12 protein-coding genes are annotated in these 16,268 nt (G+C 68.5%); 2 read left to right on the top strand and 10 right to left on the bottom strand.

Annotation, left to right across the window (positions count from 1 at the left end; genetic code table 11):
• Positions 1 to 218 precede the first annotated feature (218 nt).
• From FDZ84_RS27670 to FDZ84_RS27685, 4 genes are all read right to left on the bottom strand, one after another.
• Positions 219 to 1,499 carry an MFS transporter gene (locus FDZ84_RS27670; RefSeq protein ID WP_168588258.1) on the bottom strand — a complete coding sequence of 427 codons (1,281 nt, stop codon included), beginning with the start codon at positions 1,497 to 1,499 and terminating at the stop codon, positions 219 to 221.
• A gap of 20 nt (positions 1,500 to 1,519) precedes the next feature.
• Positions 1,520 to 3,550, bottom strand: coding sequence for a hydantoinase/oxoprolinase family protein (locus FDZ84_RS27675; RefSeq protein ID WP_168588259.1), 2,031 nt, complete (start codon positions 3,548 to 3,550; stop codon positions 1,520 to 1,522).
• The gene (locus tag FDZ84_RS27680; RefSeq protein ID WP_168588260.1) at positions 3,547 to 5,268 is read right to left on the bottom strand and encodes a hydantoinase B/oxoprolinase family protein; all 1,722 of its coding nucleotides are present in this window, start codon (positions 5,266 to 5,268) and stop codon (positions 3,547 to 3,549) included. Before FDZ84_RS27680 ends, FDZ84_RS27675 begins: the two co-directional genes overlap by 4 nt.
• 248 nt (positions 5,269 to 5,516) lie before the next feature.
• On the bottom strand, positions 5,517 to 7,127 hold the full coding sequence (locus FDZ84_RS27685; protein WP_168588261.1) for a PucR family transcriptional regulator: 1,611 nt from the start codon (positions 7,125 to 7,127) through the stop codon (positions 5,517 to 5,519).
• Positions 7,128 to 7,265: 138 nt separating this feature from the next.
• Here FDZ84_RS27685 and FDZ84_RS27690 point away from each other — a divergent pair, with 138 nt between their 5' ends.
• Positions 7,266 to 8,537, top strand: a complete 1,272-nt coding sequence (locus tag FDZ84_RS27690) for an FAD-binding oxidoreductase (protein ID WP_168588262.1) — start codon at positions 7,266 to 7,268, stop codon at positions 8,535 to 8,537.
• A 267-nt stretch (positions 8,538 to 8,804) separates the two neighbouring features.
• Here the strand turns inward: FDZ84_RS27690 and FDZ84_RS27695 are convergent, their stop codons facing one another.
• From FDZ84_RS27695 to FDZ84_RS27705, 3 genes are all read right to left on the bottom strand, one after another.
• Positions 8,805 to 10,157 carry an SLC13 family permease gene (locus FDZ84_RS27695; RefSeq protein ID WP_168588263.1) on the bottom strand — a complete coding sequence of 451 codons (1,353 nt, stop codon included), beginning with the start codon at positions 10,155 to 10,157 and terminating at the stop codon, positions 8,805 to 8,807.
• A gap of 77 nt (positions 10,158 to 10,234) precedes the next feature.
• Positions 10,235 to 11,026, bottom strand: a complete 792-nt coding sequence (locus FDZ84_RS27700; protein WP_168588264.1) for an enoyl-CoA hydratase-related protein — start codon at positions 11,024 to 11,026, stop codon at positions 10,235 to 10,237.
• Complete coding sequence (locus FDZ84_RS27705; RefSeq protein ID WP_168588265.1) at positions 11,019 to 12,260, bottom strand: CaiB/BaiF CoA-transferase family protein; 1,242 nt, start codon at positions 12,258 to 12,260, stop codon at positions 11,019 to 11,021. Before FDZ84_RS27705 ends, FDZ84_RS27700 begins: the two co-directional genes overlap by 8 nt.
• Before the next feature lie 132 nt (positions 12,261 to 12,392).
• On the opposite strand from FDZ84_RS27705, the gene FDZ84_RS27710 reads away from it, so the two are divergent.
• Positions 12,393 to 13,286 (top strand): LysR family transcriptional regulator, encoded by an 894-nt coding sequence (locus FDZ84_RS27710; RefSeq protein WP_168588266.1) that lies wholly within the window; start codon positions 12,393 to 12,395, stop codon positions 13,284 to 13,286.
• A gap of 60 nt (positions 13,287 to 13,346) precedes the next feature.
• On the opposite strand, the gene FDZ84_RS27715 is transcribed toward FDZ84_RS27710, so the two are convergent.
• Genes FDZ84_RS27715 through FDZ84_RS27725 form a run of 3 tightly spaced genes read right to left on the bottom strand, consistent with a single transcriptional unit; the run spans position 13,347 to position 16,262 of the window.
• Entirely contained in the window at positions 13,347 to 14,120 is a 774-nt protein-coding gene (locus FDZ84_RS27715) for a crotonase/enoyl-CoA hydratase family protein (protein ID WP_168588267.1), read from the bottom strand.
• The gene (locus FDZ84_RS27720) at positions 14,117 to 14,908 is read right to left on the bottom strand and encodes a VOC family protein (RefSeq protein ID WP_168588268.1); all 792 of its coding nucleotides are present in this window, start codon (positions 14,906 to 14,908) and stop codon (positions 14,117 to 14,119) included. The genes FDZ84_RS27715 and FDZ84_RS27720 overlap by 4 nt, the downstream gene beginning before the upstream one ends.
• Positions 14,901 to 16,262, bottom strand: a complete 1,362-nt coding sequence (locus FDZ84_RS27725) for an acetyl/propionyl/methylcrotonyl-CoA carboxylase subunit alpha (RefSeq protein WP_168588269.1) — start codon at positions 16,260 to 16,262, stop codon at positions 14,901 to 14,903. The genes FDZ84_RS27720 and FDZ84_RS27725 overlap by 8 nt, the downstream gene beginning before the upstream one ends.
• Between the last annotated feature and the right edge of the window lie 6 nt (positions 16,263 to 16,268).

Here is a 16,268-nt window from a genome sequence, read left to right on the forward strand (position 1 = left end):
GCTTCCCAAGACTCCCGAGTCCTGCGGCGAGTGCCCGGTGTGTTCATTCCCCTCGGTCGATACCGGATCGGCCCACCTCCGAGCGGAAGTGGGCCGATCCGGTCGACTTGCGTCCCGGCACTGTCGTCGACCAGTGTTCGCTTGCTGGCTGCGGACCGCGCCGTGCCGTCTTCGATGCTTACGGTCTTTCCCAACGGCCGCACATCGGTTGACGACGATCAGGAATTGGCGGTGGGAGTTCCTTCCGGTGATGTAGCGGCTCGTACGGCGCCGTCCTCGAGGTTTTCCAGGCGGGAGTTCCGTGTCTCGGGGAACAGCCAGATCCACGCACCCACCGCGGTGTAAAGGACTGTCGCCGCGAGGAAGATCGGCATGTAGCCGGCATTCGCGATGACCCCCGCCGCGATGAGCGGAGGAAGCGCGGAGGTTCCGCGGGCGAGCTGGAGTGCCGCGGAAACACCTGCCGAGCGGAAGCGCGTCGGGAATACCTCGCTAAAGAGGGTCCCGAAGATGGTCGGCGCAGTCGATCCGAAGTAGAGGATGAAAAACGGTACGAGTAGCACTGATGAGCCGATTGCAGACGGACCGGCGAGATAGACGATCAACCCGCCGACGGCGGCGAAGACCATCACGATGGTCACCGTCGGACGGCGTCCCCACCGGTCGCAGGCCCAGGAACCGAACAGGCATCCGCAAAGGCCGGCTACGGCGGTGAAGAAGATCCACCACGAGGCCGCGGCCATGCTGAACCCGAGCGAGGTCAGGTATTTCGGCAGCAGCGTCGTCAAGCCGTAGTAGGCCCAGAAGTAGAGGACGGCGGGGACAAGACACAGGGCGAACGGGCGGAGGAACGTCCCGGACGTGTACTCCCGCAGTTTGAGGCGGTTGACCGAAGCGTTCTTGACCCAGTGGGGAGACTCGGGAGTGTGTGAGCGGAGATAGATGACCAGCAGCACCGGCGCTCCGGAGATCGCGAACGTCCATCGCCACCCAATCGCCGGAAGCAGATGCCCCCCGACGAGAGCAGCAAGCATGATCGAGAGAAAGGCGCCGCCGTAGTAGAGGCCGCCCCACCACCCTCGACGGCTCGGTTCGATGATCTCGGAGATGAGTGACTGCCCGACGCCGTATTCGCCGCCGAGCCCGAGTCCGGCGATGGCCGTCAGGACGACCAGCACTTCGTAGTTAGGTGCGATCGCACGGGCGAAGGTCGCGATCGTGAACATCAGCACGGTGATCATCAGGACGCGGCGGCGGCCGATGCGGTCAGCCAGCATCCCGAAACCGACCCCACCGACAGCCATGGCGATCAGCGAGGCGGACACGAGCCATGCACCGGCGGCCGTGGACAGGCCGAATTCCGCGATGATCGGGACCAGTAGGAAGGTGAGAAGGAAGATCTCGTAGTAGTCGAAGAGCCATCCGAGGAAGGCCCCGACGAAGGCACCACGCTGTGCCTTGTCGAGGCGGCCCCGGGATCCTGTAGTGGTGTCAGCCACGATGGACTCCCATCGGTGGGTCAGGAACGCTTGAGGAACAGATTTCCAGTGGGGGTGAGTTCGGTACGCCAGCCCTCACGGACCAGCACAGTGGTGTCTTCCTGCACGATTACCGCTGGCCCGTCGAGTTGGTCCGGCACCGCCGAGCGCGACAGCACCGGCACGGCGGCGAAGCGGTCCTCCCCGGGCAGGTAGATGCTGCGTTCCCCGCGGTGCACCGGTGCTGTGCTCGGAGCGATCGACGGGCGCGGTCGGGCCATCGAGGCCGTGGCGCGCACGCCGACGATCTCCACCATGCCCTCGGGGTCCCGCTGCCCGTAGTGGCGCTCGTGCAGGCTGTTGAAGCCGGTCTCCACCGCGTCGAGCAGTTTCGGGTCGTTGGCCGCCACGGGCACGGTCAGCTCGTGTGACTGGCCGACGTAGCGGGCGTCAACGGCGTGCGCGATGGTGATCTCGCCGGTGGCTCCGGCGCGCCGGATGTCGGCGTGAGCGAGATCGGCGACCGCTTCGAGCGCCGCAAGAACCTCGGCCGGATTTGTGTGGCCGGGGCGCCCGCTGAAGGTCCGTTGCCGCGGGACCTGCATGTCGGCGCTGAGGAGCCCGTAGGCGGACAGAACGCCCGGATGCGGTGGCACCAGGATTTCGTCGATCCTCAGGTCGTCGGCGACGGTGCATGCGTGCATCGGTCCCGCTCCTCCGCAGGCGACGATGGCGAAACGGCGGGGGTCGTGCCCCCGGGCCACCGAGACGACCCGCAGTGCCGCGGACATGGAAGCCGAGGCGATTCGGTGCACACCCCAGGCGGCCTCGGTCTCGGTCATGCCGAGCGGTTCGGCGACCCGCCGGCGCAACGCGGAAACGGCGAGTTCCCGGTTCAGGGACAGGCGCCCGCCTGCGAGGCCTTCGCTTCCGAGGTATCCGAGCACGAGGTTGGCATCGGTAACGGTGGGCTCGGTTCCGCCACGGCCATAGGCGGCGGGGCCGGGTACGGATCCCGCGCTGCGCGGTCCGACGCGCAAGCTGCCTGCGGCATCGACAAAGGCGATGCTGCCGCCACCCGCGCCGATGGTGTGGACATCGACGGTCGGTACCCGAAGCGGATGGCCGACCACCACGGCCTCATCGTGCACCAGCGGCTTGCCGTCCACGACCAGGGCGACGTCGGTGCTCGTGCCGCCCATGTCGAATCCGAGAACGGACCGGCGGCCGGCGTCGCGCGCCACCGCGGCAGCCCCGCTCGCGCCGCCGGCCAGGCCGGACAGCACGGTCCCCACGGCACGCTCGGCGACCAGCTCAGCCGAAACGACGCCGCCATGCGACTCCATCACCTGCAGCGCGGCCGGCACCCCGAGCTCCTGCAGCCTCGTCCCGACGCGGTTCAGGTACGCCGCAATGCGAGGACGGATGTAGGCGTCGACCGCGGTGGCGACCAGTCGTTCGAACTCACGGAAGCGCGGGTCGATACGCGACGACAGGCTGACCGTCAGTTCGGGGTGGCGCGCCGTGATGAGCTTGAGAGCACGCTCCTCGTGCCCGGAGTCGACGAACGAGAACAGGAACGACACGGCGATCGCCTCGACATGGTGCCGGTTGACGAGGTCGTCGACCGCAGCGACTAAAGCGGCCTCATCGAGAGCGTCCACCTCCTCGCCGGAGGGACTCATTCGAGCCCGCACCCCTCGCACCCGGGAACGGGGACACAGGTAGTCGGGGGTGTCCGCTCCGGCGAACAGGTCGTACATCCGGCTGCGCTTGGCCCTGCCGAGGTACAGGATGTCTTCGAAACCAGCCGTCGTGACGATGCCGATCCGCGAACCGCCCTGTTCGAGCAGGGCGTTGGTCCCGACCGTCGTACCGTGCACCAGGGAGGTGACGTCCGCGCCGGTCAGCCCGGCCGCCCGCAGAGTGCGGGCGAGACCGTCGGCGAGACCTTCGCTTTGGTCCACGGTGGTGGGGACCTTGCCGATCGTGGCGGGGCCGCCGTCATCCGGACAGACGATGATGTCGGTGAAGGTGCCCCCGACGTCGATGCCGACAGATGCTCCCATCATGCCTCCTTGCTTTCTGCCCGCAGCGCCTCGGTCGCTGCGTCGTCCACGGCGCCGTCGGCGTCGAGCACGACGCCGTAGACCTCACGTGCCTGTGAGACCGTGACCCGCTGGTCCGCGACGTCGGTCGCGACCAGGGACGGCGGTCGGCTCATCGGATCCCCGTGCCCACCTCCACCGGACAGCCGTACGCGCAGCCGGTCACCGCGTTCGAGATTGACCATCGTCTTCGACGGCAGAGACTCTTCGGACCCGTCCGCTCGCAGGATCGCCGCTTCGCTGTGCGGCGCACCGATACCGTCGTCGAGGCCCCACGCACGCGAGGTGTGCCGTTCGCCTCGGTAGTTGGCCGAAACCTCGGTCCCTGCTAGAAACACCTTCTCGGTGCCGCACCCGCCGCGCCAGCGGCCCGCTCCGCCAGAGTCGGGCCAGATCGACCAGCTCTCCACGCGCACCGGAGCGGCCAATTCGAGCGCCTCCGCCGGAACGTTCATGCAGTTCGAGGCGCTCGACTCGACGGCGTCGACCCCGTCGAGCCCCGGTCGGGCTCCCATGCCACCCGGGCCGAGCTCGCTGGTCACGAACGTTTCGCCGGTGACGGGATCGACGCCGCCGAAGTTCATCACCAGCAACTGGCCGCTGTGTGCCGCCGGGATCCGCTCCGGCAACGCCTGCGCGAAGCAGCCGAACAGCACGTCGCACAGCCTGAGTACGGTCGCGGTCCGCGAGTTGACTGGAGCAGGCTCCTCGGGGTTCACCACGGTCCCTGGGGGCAGCGTGATCTGTACCGAGCGGTAGCAGCCGCTGTTGTTCGGGATGTCGTCGCCCGTCACTGCTCGCAGGACGTAGTAGACCGCTGCGATCGAGGACGCGGGAACGCAGTTGTAGGGGCCCCGGGTCTGAGGCGCGGTCCCGGTGAAGTCCACGTGCAACGACGAGCCGTCGACCGTGACGGTTGCCCGGAGCTCGATCGGCTTCCCTACGTCCACACCGTCGTCGTCCAGGTAGTCGACGAAGCTGTAGCTGCCGTCGGGGATGGCGGCGATGCGGTTGCGGGTGAGCTCGTGGGACTGCTCCAGCAGCGCGGCCACGACGGCATCGTAGGTGTCGGCTCCGATCTCGCCGACGAGTTCGCTCACGCGGGTCTGGGCAAGCGAGCATGCGGCGAGCTGCGCACGCAGGTCGCCAAGGACGACGCGGGGGGTGCGCACGTTGGCGCGAATCACCTCGAAGATCGGGGTGACGGGCTCGCCGCCGTCGACAAGCTTCATCGGGGGAAGGCGCAGTCCTTCCTGAAACAGGTCGGTGGCGTTGGGCGGGAGACTCCCGGGCACCATCCCGCCGACTTCTTGGTGATGCGACATCGTCGCGGCGAGCGCGACCACGTTGCCGTCGTGGAACAGCGGGCGAATGACCGCTATGTCGGGCAGGTGGGTTCCGCCGGCGTAGGGGTCGTTGAGAACGAAGACGTCGCCCTCGCTCATCTCGTCCGTAGGCCAGCGGGTGAGTACCGCACCCACAGCTGGGATCATGCAGCCGAGGTGGATGGGGATGGACGCGGCCTGGGCGATATTGTTGCCTTCTCGGTCGAACACCGCCGAGGAGGCGTCGAGCCCCTCCTTGACGATGGTCGAGTAGGCGGCCCTCAGCAACGCGCTCTCCATCTCGTCGGCGATGGAGGTCAGCCGGTGTCGTACGACCTCGCGGGTGATCGGATCCATTGATCTCCTCGGCGTAACGGCCCGCACCATGACGGCCTCGGCATGGTGCGGGAGGGATAGAGCCCGATGGCTTGGCGACAACTGTGACCGCCGACCGAAGCGCGGAACAAGTCACGGAGTGTGCAGTCCGGTTCGCTGTAGTTGCACGAGTTGCTCAGGGCGGCGCGGGTTGGGCAGGACGCCGTGAGCGTTATTGGGTGCTATAGCACCCACAAACACTCACGGGTGTTCTTCCGCCACGCGAAGTCCTAGGAACGGTTGCGTATGCGGCGCCGGAATTCAAGCCCCCGCAATGCGATGAGCAGGCGCAGATTCACATCGGGGTCCTCGAGCGAGACGTTCAGCAGTCTCGTGATCTTCTCGATGCGGTAGTACAAGGTCCGTCGCTCGATCGACAGCACCCGCGCGGCTTCGGCCTTACGACCGGAGTGCTCGAGGTAAACCTGCAATGTCGGCAGGAGCGGTGTACTCGCGGTGGCGTCGTGATCAAGCAGCGCTCCGAGCTCGCGCTCGATGTGCCGACTCAGCGACTGGGCGCGATCGAGGTCGATGAGCAGCCGGTCGATCCCCAGATCGCCCGAGAGCAGCACCCCGCGCTCGCGTCCAATGCGCGTCGCGTACCGGACGGCGTCCGCTGCGTCGGCGAATGCCCGTGGCAGGCCAGTGACCGGAACGGGATCGCTGATGCCGGCCACCACCGGCACGCCGTGATCCGCATAGCAGGTTTCAGCGACCTGCTCGGCGCGGGCACGGACGTCGTCAGGCGAGTGGACATGACCACCCAGCACCGTCAGCAACTGCCCCCCGTCGTACGCGGTGAGTACTCGGTCCCCCGCATCCGACGCGAGCAGCCGGCGTGCCGACGTGGCGACTGCACGCAGCCGCTCAGACCGCTCCAGCGGTCGGAACACCAGTACCCGGAAGCTGCCGGAGAGGTCGATCCCGAAGGCCGCGGCGCGCAACCGCAGCTCGCGCTGGTCGGCGACGTGTCCGCCGACCAGATCATGCACGAAGACACTGCGGGCGTTCTGCTGCCCGAGCCCAGCGTCCGGATCCTTGGCGAAGGCCAGCCCGATGGCGGTGGCGGCTCGGTCCAGAATGAGTCGCCCGGCCTCATCGGTCGGGTCTCCCGGCTCGAGCACGTGCACGCTGCCCCAACACTCGCCGCGGACCGGGATCGCGGCCCAGACGCACGTCGTACCGCCCGCAGTGGTCCGGCAGGGTAGGCCGTCGGAGGTGGGGGTGTGTCCCACACGCGCGTGTGCCGCCCAGTTCCCGACCCGCCGGTCGGTCTCGGCGGTCTGTGGAGCGTACGCGAGGACCTCGCCCGCGGCGTCGGAAACGACCACCGGGTGATCCAGCGAACGGGCCAGTTCGTCTATGGTTTCGGTGAGGCTTCCCCCATCGAGCGCCAAGCGCGCGATGCGGCGTCCGGCGGACTCGGCACGCTGCATCGCGCCGACCCGGCTGTTGATGATCGTCGTGTGGACGGCCTCGGTGATGTCCATGAAATAGGCGGGGTGCTGCAGCTCGATGACCGGCAGCCCGTGGTGGCGCGCCTCATCGCACATCGCGCCGGGAATCCGGTGCAGGACCACGCCGACCTCCACCGCCACACCGGCGATGCCGGCCCGAGCCAACTCGCGAATCCAGGCGCGCTGGGCCGATGCCTCGGATGCGATGCCGCGGCCCTGGGTCAACAGCAGCTCGCCGCCCTGGAACAGGCGCCCAGAATCGGGCATCTCGCTGATGTGGACCCAGCGGACCGCGACATCGAGGGCGTCGTCAGCCGCGACAACGCGGGCCGAGGCCCGGCGAAAGGGCTCGAATTGGAGGACCTCACGAAGAGTCGGAACCATCAGCGAAGCCTAAACAACTCGCGCAACAGATCGCCACAAGATGACACATGTTGTGCATTGTCAGTTGGTTATTGCGCCGTCACGATGGCAGAGATCCGGCCGTTGACCGGAAGAACGAAATAACGCGGGAGGAACTTAATGCCGACCACGAAAGGTCGCCGTCCCGACGTCGTCATAGTGGGCGGCGGGATCATCGGACTCGCGACGGCGTACGAGCTCGGCCGGGAAGGAATCGCGGTCGCGCTCCTGGACGCAGACGTCCTCGGTTCCGGCCAGTCCACCCGGGGGTGGGGGTTCGTCCGGCAGCAAGGTCGCAGCCCGCAGGAGCTTTCGATGATGCGGGCCGCGAACCGGCGGTGGAGCGGCCTCGAGGACGAGCTGGACGAGAAGATCGAGTGGGTTCAGGGTGGCAATCTCGCTCTGGCCGGTGCGGACGCCGCCGAGAAGTACGTGACCTGGGCCGGGATCGGCACGGAACACGGTCTCGACACTCGACTGGTCGATCCGTTCGAGGTGCAGGAGCTCGTGCCGGGTCTGCGTCTGCCGCACGACACGGCGATCTACACCAGTTCGGACGGGCACGCCGACCCGGTGTCGGCCACCCGGGCCTACGGTGAGGCCGCGGCCCGGGCCGGCGCGGTCGTGCTCACCGGCTGGCGTGCCCTCGCGCTCGAACGACGGGGAGACCGGGTGATCGGAGTCCACACCGACCACGGACCTTTGAGGGCGGAAACGGTCGTGTGCGCCGCCGGCGCGGGCTCGCGCCGACTGCTGCGTACGGCGGGGATCCGACTGCCACAGAATCGGGTCCGGGGAACGGTCGGGCTAACCGCGCCCGTGCCGCCCGTGTCGACCACGAGCGTGTGGGCGCCGGGCCTGGCATTCCGGCAGCGCCCCGACGGTCGGATGATCTTCTCGACCGGAGGCGGCGGAGACGTCGATCTGACTCTGGACACTCTCCTGCAGGCTCCCCACTTCATGACCGCCTTCCTGCATAACCACCGCAGAATGCGGCTGCGCGTGAACGCCGAGGCGCTGCGCGAGCTTCGGCACCGGTTCACCGGAGTCGAGGTGTCCACGGAGCCCTGCACGTCCCCTGCTCTCGCCAGGCGCAGCCTGACACGTCTGCGGGCGGCCCTGCCGTCCCAGCTCGAGCTGCGCGCTGAACGCTTCTGGGCCGGTGTCATCGATGCCACGCCCGACGGCCTGCCGGTGCTGGACCGCCCCGCTGAGCACCCTGGCCTGGTCGTGGCGACCGGGTTCAGTGGTCACGGATTCGGTCTCGCACCCGCCGTCGGTGAAGTCGTCGCTGCCCTGGTGAACAACGCCCGTCCCGACCACGACGTCCACCCCTTCCGGCTGCGCCGCTTTGCGGACGGTGACTACCGGGCACCGACCGCGATCCTCTGAGATGTGCGGCTGCCGTCGCCGGACCAGCACGGTGCCGGTGGTCGAACTCCGCTGTACGGCGCCGGATCGCACTGCCGGCCGAAATCGCCGACATCCTGACGAAATCCCGGCACAACTCGTAACTACGGACGACTGCGATTCACGACTGCCAAGACGATCCACAGTGGACTCTTGCGTGCTGGGCGCGCTGTGCAGGAGTGCCGATTTCGCGCGAAATCGCCGCTCGCCACGCGTGCCACGTGTCAATTTCGCGCGAAATCGCCGAAATTACAGGAGGCTGGGGATCACGAGGGCCGCGCAGGTCACCAGTGGTCCGATGACCGTCATGGACAGGCCCCAGCGGAGGAGTACCCGGGTGACTCGCGGCCGGTCCGCCTCGGGTGTGCAGGCGACCATGACGGCTCCAGAGGTGGAGAACGGCGTCGAGTCGACGATCGTGGCGGACACAGATAGCGCGATGATCAACCCTGCGGCGGAGATGCCGCCCTCGGCGATGAGCGGCAGCGAGAGCGGGATGATGATCGGCAGCAATGCGGTTGTGGACGCGAATGCCGACACGAGCGCGCCAACGAAGCACAGCATGAGGACCGCGACGAGCGGCGAGGGGATCGCGGCGGCGAGGTCGCCAAGCGCGTCGACCGCGCCCATGCGCTGCAGCAGTGCGACGTAGGTGACGATGCCGCCGACGAGCAGGATCGTGCTCCAGTCGATGTCGGCGATCGCCGCGGCCGAGTCGCGAGGGAAGGCGAGCGAGAGCACGACACCCAAGGCCAGGGCCACCGCGCCGATGTTGATGGTGATTCCGAAAGCCGGAACTGCGATCACGATGACAACCAGAGATGCGAGGCAGAGCAGCGTGAAGCGCTGAGCGAGCGTGGTGCGGGTGGCCGTCGCCGGGCTGGACATCGTGCGCTCGACCCGCTCGGCGGTCGACACCGAAGCCCCACTCGATCCGCTAGGCATACCGCCGCCGATGGGCTCGGGGGGCCCGGCTGGGACGCCCACTGTGCTGTCCCCGGCGTCCCCGGTCCGGTGCCGCCGGAACAGTATCTGCGCTGCCACCTGCAGCGCGACGACGAGGGCGAGAACGAACGCGAACTGCGCATAGGGATTGACCACCACGCCGCCGAGTTCGCCGATGCTGACGGTGAGCACGCCGTAGAGGCTCGTGGGCGCGAAGGCGCCCGCGATGGAGCCGTTGACCGCGCCGAGCCCCATCACCATCGGGTCCCGGCCGTTCTTCTCCGCCAGCAGCATCGCGATCGGGATCACGATGAGGGCCGCCAAGGGATTGCCAAGTCCTGCGATGACGAGTGCGATCACGAACATCAGCCATGGCAGGAGGAACTTCTTCCGTCCGGTGCGACGTACCGCGCCGTCGACCAGCCAGTCCAGTGTGCCGTTGGCCCGCGCTATCGCGATGAGATAGGTCATCCCCAGTAGCAGCACCATGAGGCTCACGGGGAAGCCGCCGAGTACCTCTTCCAACGGCTGCCGGCCGAGAGTCAGGCCGACTCCGACCGCCGCGGTGAGCGCCAGCGCGCCTATGTGCACTCCCCGTACGGCGCCGAGGACGAACACGAGAACCAGAATGCCGATGGCAACGAACTGGACCGTCATGTCGAGGACTCCTGCGTAGGGTGACGGATGAGATGTGGGTCGTGCATCTTCCGGGAAACGCGTTGCCGTGCGTCAGGTCAGCGACCGCGCCAGCACGGTGATCTTTTGCCCAGGAAGGCCGATACGGCCTCCCGCGAGTCGTCGGAGAGGTAGCTGCGCACCACGAGGTCTTCGTTGCCGGAGCCGGGCTCACGTGCCCGCAGCAGCGAGGACTTGGTGAACGAGAGCGTCAGCGGTGCGAGCCCAGCCATCTCCTGAGCGATGCGCATGGCGAGGTCGCGCAGCTCGTCGTGGGTGTCCACGGTGTCGCTCACGGCACCGGTGCGAACCAGGTCGCCGATACCGAGCAGTGCCGCCCGCATGATCATCCTGCGGGTGAGCGGCAGGCCGACCAGTTCGGTCAGCCGCGTCAGGTTGCGTACCGACAGGCAGTTGCCGACCGTGCGGGCGATGGGGAAGCCGAAGCGCACCCCCGGCCCGGCGACGAGGATGTCGCAGCAGGCCGCGAGGAGCGCGCCCTGCCCGATCACGGGCCCGTCCAGGGCCGCGATCGCGGGGACGCGCAGGTTCTCGATCGCGCGGAGGGTGCGTTCGGCGTGCGACTCCACCGCGCGGACGTCGTCGGCAGACTCCATGCCCCGGAAGCCTTCGATATCCCCGCCCGCCATGAAGGACGGCTTCCTGCCGGTGGCACCGTCGAACACGACGACCCGGATTTCAGGGGTGCGGTTGACATACTCGCAGCCCGCGACGATCAGGTCCTCCATCTCCGGGGTCGCGGCGTTCAGCCGGTGCGGCCGGTTGAAGGTCATCCGGTAGACCGGGCCGTCCTGTTCGGCGAGCAGGGGAACCTCATGGAACTCAGCCATGGCCATCGCCTCCGATGGGAGCGGGGTTCCGCGCGGCGCGCACCACCCCGTCCGCGTCGAGCCTGGCGATGTCGGCCTCGGTGTAGCCCAGTCCACTGAGGACCGCGCCGGTCAGGTCACCCAGCCCCGGGCCAGGGGTGCACCGGACGGTCGGCGTCCTGGACAGCCGCATCGGCGAGCCCATCTGCCGTACGGGTGTGCCGTCGCGTGTCGTCGACTCCCAGAAGAAATCACGGACGATGAGGTTCTCGTCGGAGAACACCTGTCCGTAGTCGTGGATAGGGGCTGCGGGAACACCCACCTCGTCGAAGAGGTTCAGCCAGTGTGTGCGGGGCTGCGTGCGGGTCCGCTCCTCGATCGTGGCGATCAGCTCGCACCGGTTCCGCATACGGTCGTCATTGGACGCGAATCGCTCGTCATCGATCAGTTCGGTCAGACCCACGCCGTGGCAGAACGCCAGCCAAGTCTTCGGAGTGGCCGCGCCGACGGTGAACCAGCCGTCGGACGCGCGGATGGCCTGATACGGCGCCGCGGTCTGGTGCGCCGAGCCCTGCGGAGCGGGGATCTCGCCAGTGGCGCTGTGCTTGGCGAACTCCCAGATGGCGAAAGCGACCCCGGTCTCGTACAGGGAGACGTCGATGAACTGGCCCTCGCCAGTCCGGTTGCGGTGGTTCAGCGCCGCCAGCACCGCGATGGCCCCGTACATCGCGGCGCCGATGTCGCACAGCGGCACCCCCGCCTTCACGGGCTCGCCGCCGGGAAAGCCCGTCACACTCATCACGCCGGAGCGAGCCTGCGCCATGATGTCTAGCCCGGCGTTCGTCGCGAGCGGGCCGTCCTGGCCCCACCCCGACGCGGCGAGGTAGATCAGCCCGGGGTTCTCCTCCGTCAGGCTCGCGTAGTCCAGGCCCAGCCTCCGCATCGCGCCAGGGCGGAGGTTCTCGACGACGACGTCGGCCCGTACGGCGAGTGCGCGGAAGATCGCCTTGCCCTCTTCGGACTTGAGGTTCACCGCAACCGAACCCTTGTTCCGGTTCAGGGTGAGGAACGCGGAACTGTCCGGTGTGCCGTCGATGACGGCGCCATACGTGCGGACGACGTCGCCGCCATGAGGGTCTTCGATCTTGGTCACCTGAGCGCCGAGGTCGGCGAGCAAGGTGCCGCAGTAGGGCCCGGCGAGATAGTTGCCGACCTCAAGGACCCGCAGTCCGTCGAGCGCGTGCGCATCAGTCACTCTTTCTCCAAAATTCGGGGTGCTCGGCGCGATGATCGAGTGAGCTCGGTCACCCGTGGGAATGAATGGGGTAAGTCAAGCAACGCCGTTCTGGTGCGTCAATGGCGGATATTGCACTGATACGGTGCACATATGCACCAATATCGGGCGTCGATGGCCCTGTGCCCGAACCTCCTGTATCTCTCCAGCATCGTCGAGTACGGAAGCTTCGCCGCCGCGGCCGCGGAACTGCGGATGACGCCGTCCACACTGAGCCGGGGGATTCGCCGGTTGGAGAACGAGCTGGGAATGGCGCTGGTCCTGCGCAGCGGACGCAGCATCGAGCTGACCCCCGCGGGCCGGCTGCTCGCCGAGCACTCACGTCTCGCGCTGCGGCAGGTGCGGATCGGGCTGCGCGAGGCGCGGCTGACCGGCACGAAGCTGGTCCGGGTCGGGCTGCTCCGGTCGCTGGGCTCGGACTACATGCCCGCCGTGGTCGGCAGCTTCGCCGCGCGCTGGCCCGACGTAGAGTTCTCGTTGCGCGAGGGCAGCAGCGACGGACTCGCGGAGATGCTCGTCGAGCGTGAGATCGACGTCGCGATGATCGCCCCGCCTCCTGAGCGCCCCGAGATCGCAGCGACCGTCCTGTTCGAGCAGCGGATCGACGTCGTCGTGGCGGCCGGCACGCGGCTGGCCGGCCGTGCGTCGCTGGACGTCCGGGAGCTGGCGGGGGAGAACCTGATCCTTTCCGAGTCCGGCTACGCCGCCCGCGCGGTGGCGGACCGGATGTTCGAGAGCGTGGGCCTGCACCCCAAGGTGATCTTCGAGACCGACAACATGGAGATGGCGGTGTCGCTCGCGGCGGCCGGTGTCGGGGTCGCCGTCGCTCCGCCGACCGCCAGGGGCAACGACGGCGTCGTGCGGGTGCCGTTGACCGACCCTGCGGCGCGCCGCGACGTCGCCGTGTGCAGGCTGGCCGGGGTGGCCCTTGCCCGGCACGTCGCCGACTTCCTCGACCACGTCACGTCGTACCCGGCAGGCGCGTGATGGATCTCCCCACCGTGGCGAGTCTGTGCGCGCCGCTGGGCGGCGAGTTGCGTCTCTTGCTCACCGGCCGGTGAAGCGCGGCGGCCGTCGCTCGGCGAAGGCGCGGGCGCCTTCGGTCGCGTCGCGCGAGGCCCACACGTGCTCGACGGCCCGCGCCTGACGTTGCCAGATCTCGTCGGCCGGCCAGCTGCCGGCGTGGTCGAGCACGTACTTGCTCGCGACCACGCCGAGCGGGGCGTTGGCCGCGATGGCCGTGGCTAGGTCCTCAGCTGTGGCAAGGCTTTCTCCCGGTTCGGTGACGACGTTGACGAGCCCGAGCTCGTGCAGCCGGGGCACCGGTAGCTCGTCGCCGATGAGGGCCAGTTGCGCGGCGATGTTGCGGGGGAGTCGCTGTGGCAGGCGCAGGAGCGCGCCGCCGTCGGCGACGAGCCCGCGGCTGACCTCCGGGATGCCCAGGCGCGCGTCGCGGGCCGCGACGATCAGGTCGCACGCGAGCGCGACCTCCAGTCCGCCGGCGAGGGCGAATCCTTCGATGGCCGCGATCAGGGGTTTGCGCGGTGGGCGGCGGACCAGGCCGGCGAATCCGCGTTCGGGATGCTCGCCGGTCTCCCCGTCGAGGAAGGCTTTCAGGTCGAGTCCCGCGCTGAAACCGGATCCGTTGCCGGTGAGGATGCCGGCCCGCAGTGTGTCGTCGGTGTCGAGCCGGTCCATGGCTTCGGCGACGAGGCGCGCGACCTCGTCGTTGATCGCGTTGCGGGCGTGCGGCCGGTCGATAGCGACGAGCAAGACGCCCTCAGCAGCCGTACTGATGTGGACGGGACGGGCGTCGGTCATGTGTGCTCCTGCACGAGTATCGTCGCGCCGATGCGGTAGCGGGGTGCCGGGCCACCGGTGACCGTGAGGTGGCTGATTCCGGCCACGGTGTCCGGCCGGACCACGAGGCTGCCTCCCGGCCAGCGGTACTCGACGCCGTCGTGGCGAGGGTGTGTCTCCGCGTCGAGGACATCGGCGAACAGCCGGTGGGAGAAGGCCGGGTCGGTGGAGCGCAGCGTCGTGGACCGCAGGCGCACCAGTGGACCGGCGGGCACGTCCCAGGCGAACTCCCACCAGCCGGGCTCCCGGCCCTCGCGGTTGCCTGGTACTCGAGCGGGATCTCGCGTCCGGGTGCCGAGCAGCTCGCGTAGGGGTAGGTAGCCGACGTCGCTGTCGGCGAGCTGGATCGTCACGCCGTGGACATCGTCGGGAGGCAGGAAGGTCTCCCGCCACGGGGTGTGCGTGAGGTCGGTCTTCACCACCCGGAGGCCGAGCTCGCGCACCTGTTCGATGGTGCGGGCGACGTCGGGCACGAGAAAGGTCAGGTGGTGTGCTGTCTCGCCGTGCCGGCGGAGGAAGCGGGTGAGGAACCCGTCCGTCTCGTCGGGCTGGGCGTCCATGAGTTCGAGGCGGCCGCCGGAGTGCTCGTCGCCGAGCTGGCAGACGACGTAGCGGAACTCCGGGAGCACCTGCCCGACGAGCGGCGTCGCACCGAGGGTGCCCCGGAGCCGGCGCAGCCAGCTCGGCGCGTCGTGCACGGCGATCGAGGTGTGGTCGAAGTCGGTCGCGCCGCGGTTGCCGTCACTCATGCCGTGCAGTCTGCTTCAGCCAGGCGCTGTCCTCGAGCAGGTCACGGCAGCTTTCCGCGCGCCGCCACTGGTCACTGGCGAGGAGCGCGCGGTGGAACGGCAGGAGCGTGGTGACGCCCTCGATCCGGAACTCGTCGAGGGCGCGGAGCATGCGGTCGGTAGCGGTGGCCCTGTCCTCTCCCCACACGATCAGTTTCGCGATCATGGGGTCGTAGAAAGGAAGCACGGCGGAGCCTTCGCCGACGCCGGAGTCGACGCGCACGTGCGCTCCGCGTGGCTCCTGGTATCCGCTGATGGTCCCGGGTGCGGGCAGGAAGTGCTTTGCGGCGTTCTCGGCGTTGATCCGGCACTCGATCGCGTGCCCATCAAGGCGCAGATCGGTCTGCCCGAATGACAGCCGTTCGCCCGCGGCGACGCGCACCTGCTGCTCGACCAGGTTGATGCCGGTGACCATCTCGGTGACGCAGTGCTCGACCTGGATGCGGGTGTTCATCTCCAGGAAGAAGAATTCGTCACCGGCGAGCAGGCCCTCCACGGTGCCCGCCGAGTGGTAGCCGATGGCCTTGGCCGCCGTGATCGCCAGCTCGCCGATGTGCGTACGCAGCGGCTCCGGCAACCGCGGCGCAGGTGCCTCCTCGACCAGCTTCTGGTGCCGCCGCTGGATCGTGCAGTCGCGCTCGAACAGGTGCACAACGTTGCCATGGGTGTCGCCGAGCAGCTGGACCTCGATGTGCCTGGGGTCGTCGAGGTAGCGCTCGAGGTACACGGTGGGATCGGCGAAGAACCGTACCCCTTCGCTGCGCGCGCCCTCGACGGCGCCGGGAAGCTCGCCGGGATCGCGGGCGACCCGGAACCCCTTGCCGCCGCCCGCCCCGGAGGCCTTCGCCGCGATGGGGTAACCGATCGAATCGGCCAGCGCCAGCGCGTGGTCGCCACCGGAGACGGGTTCGAGAGCGCCTGGCACCACCGGGACTCCGGCCTCCGACATCGCCCTTCGCGCCTCGATCTTCGAGCCCATCATCCGGATCGCCTCGGGCGTCGGCCCGATGAAAACGAGCCCGGCCCGTTCGCAGGCCTCGGCGAACTCCGGATTCTCCGCGAGAAGCCCGTATCCCGGGTGGACGGCCTGTGCGCCCGTCCTTCGCGCGGCGTCAAGGACGCGGTCGATCCGCAGGTAGCTCTCCGAAACCGGTCCGGGGCCTATACAGACGGCCTGGTCGGCAGCGCGGACGTGCACCGCGTCGGCCTCCGCATCGGAGTGGACCGTGACGGACTCGATGCCCATCTTCCGAAGGGTTCGCAGGATGCGCACCGCGATCTCGCCGCGGTTGGCCACAAGAACTCGAGTGAACATGGCGAC

The sequence above is a fragment of the Saccharopolyspora sp. ASAGF58 genome, from assembly GCF_012277335.1.
Lineage (GTDB): Bacteria > Actinomycetota > Actinomycetes > Mycobacteriales > Pseudonocardiaceae > Saccharopolyspora > Saccharopolyspora hattusasensis.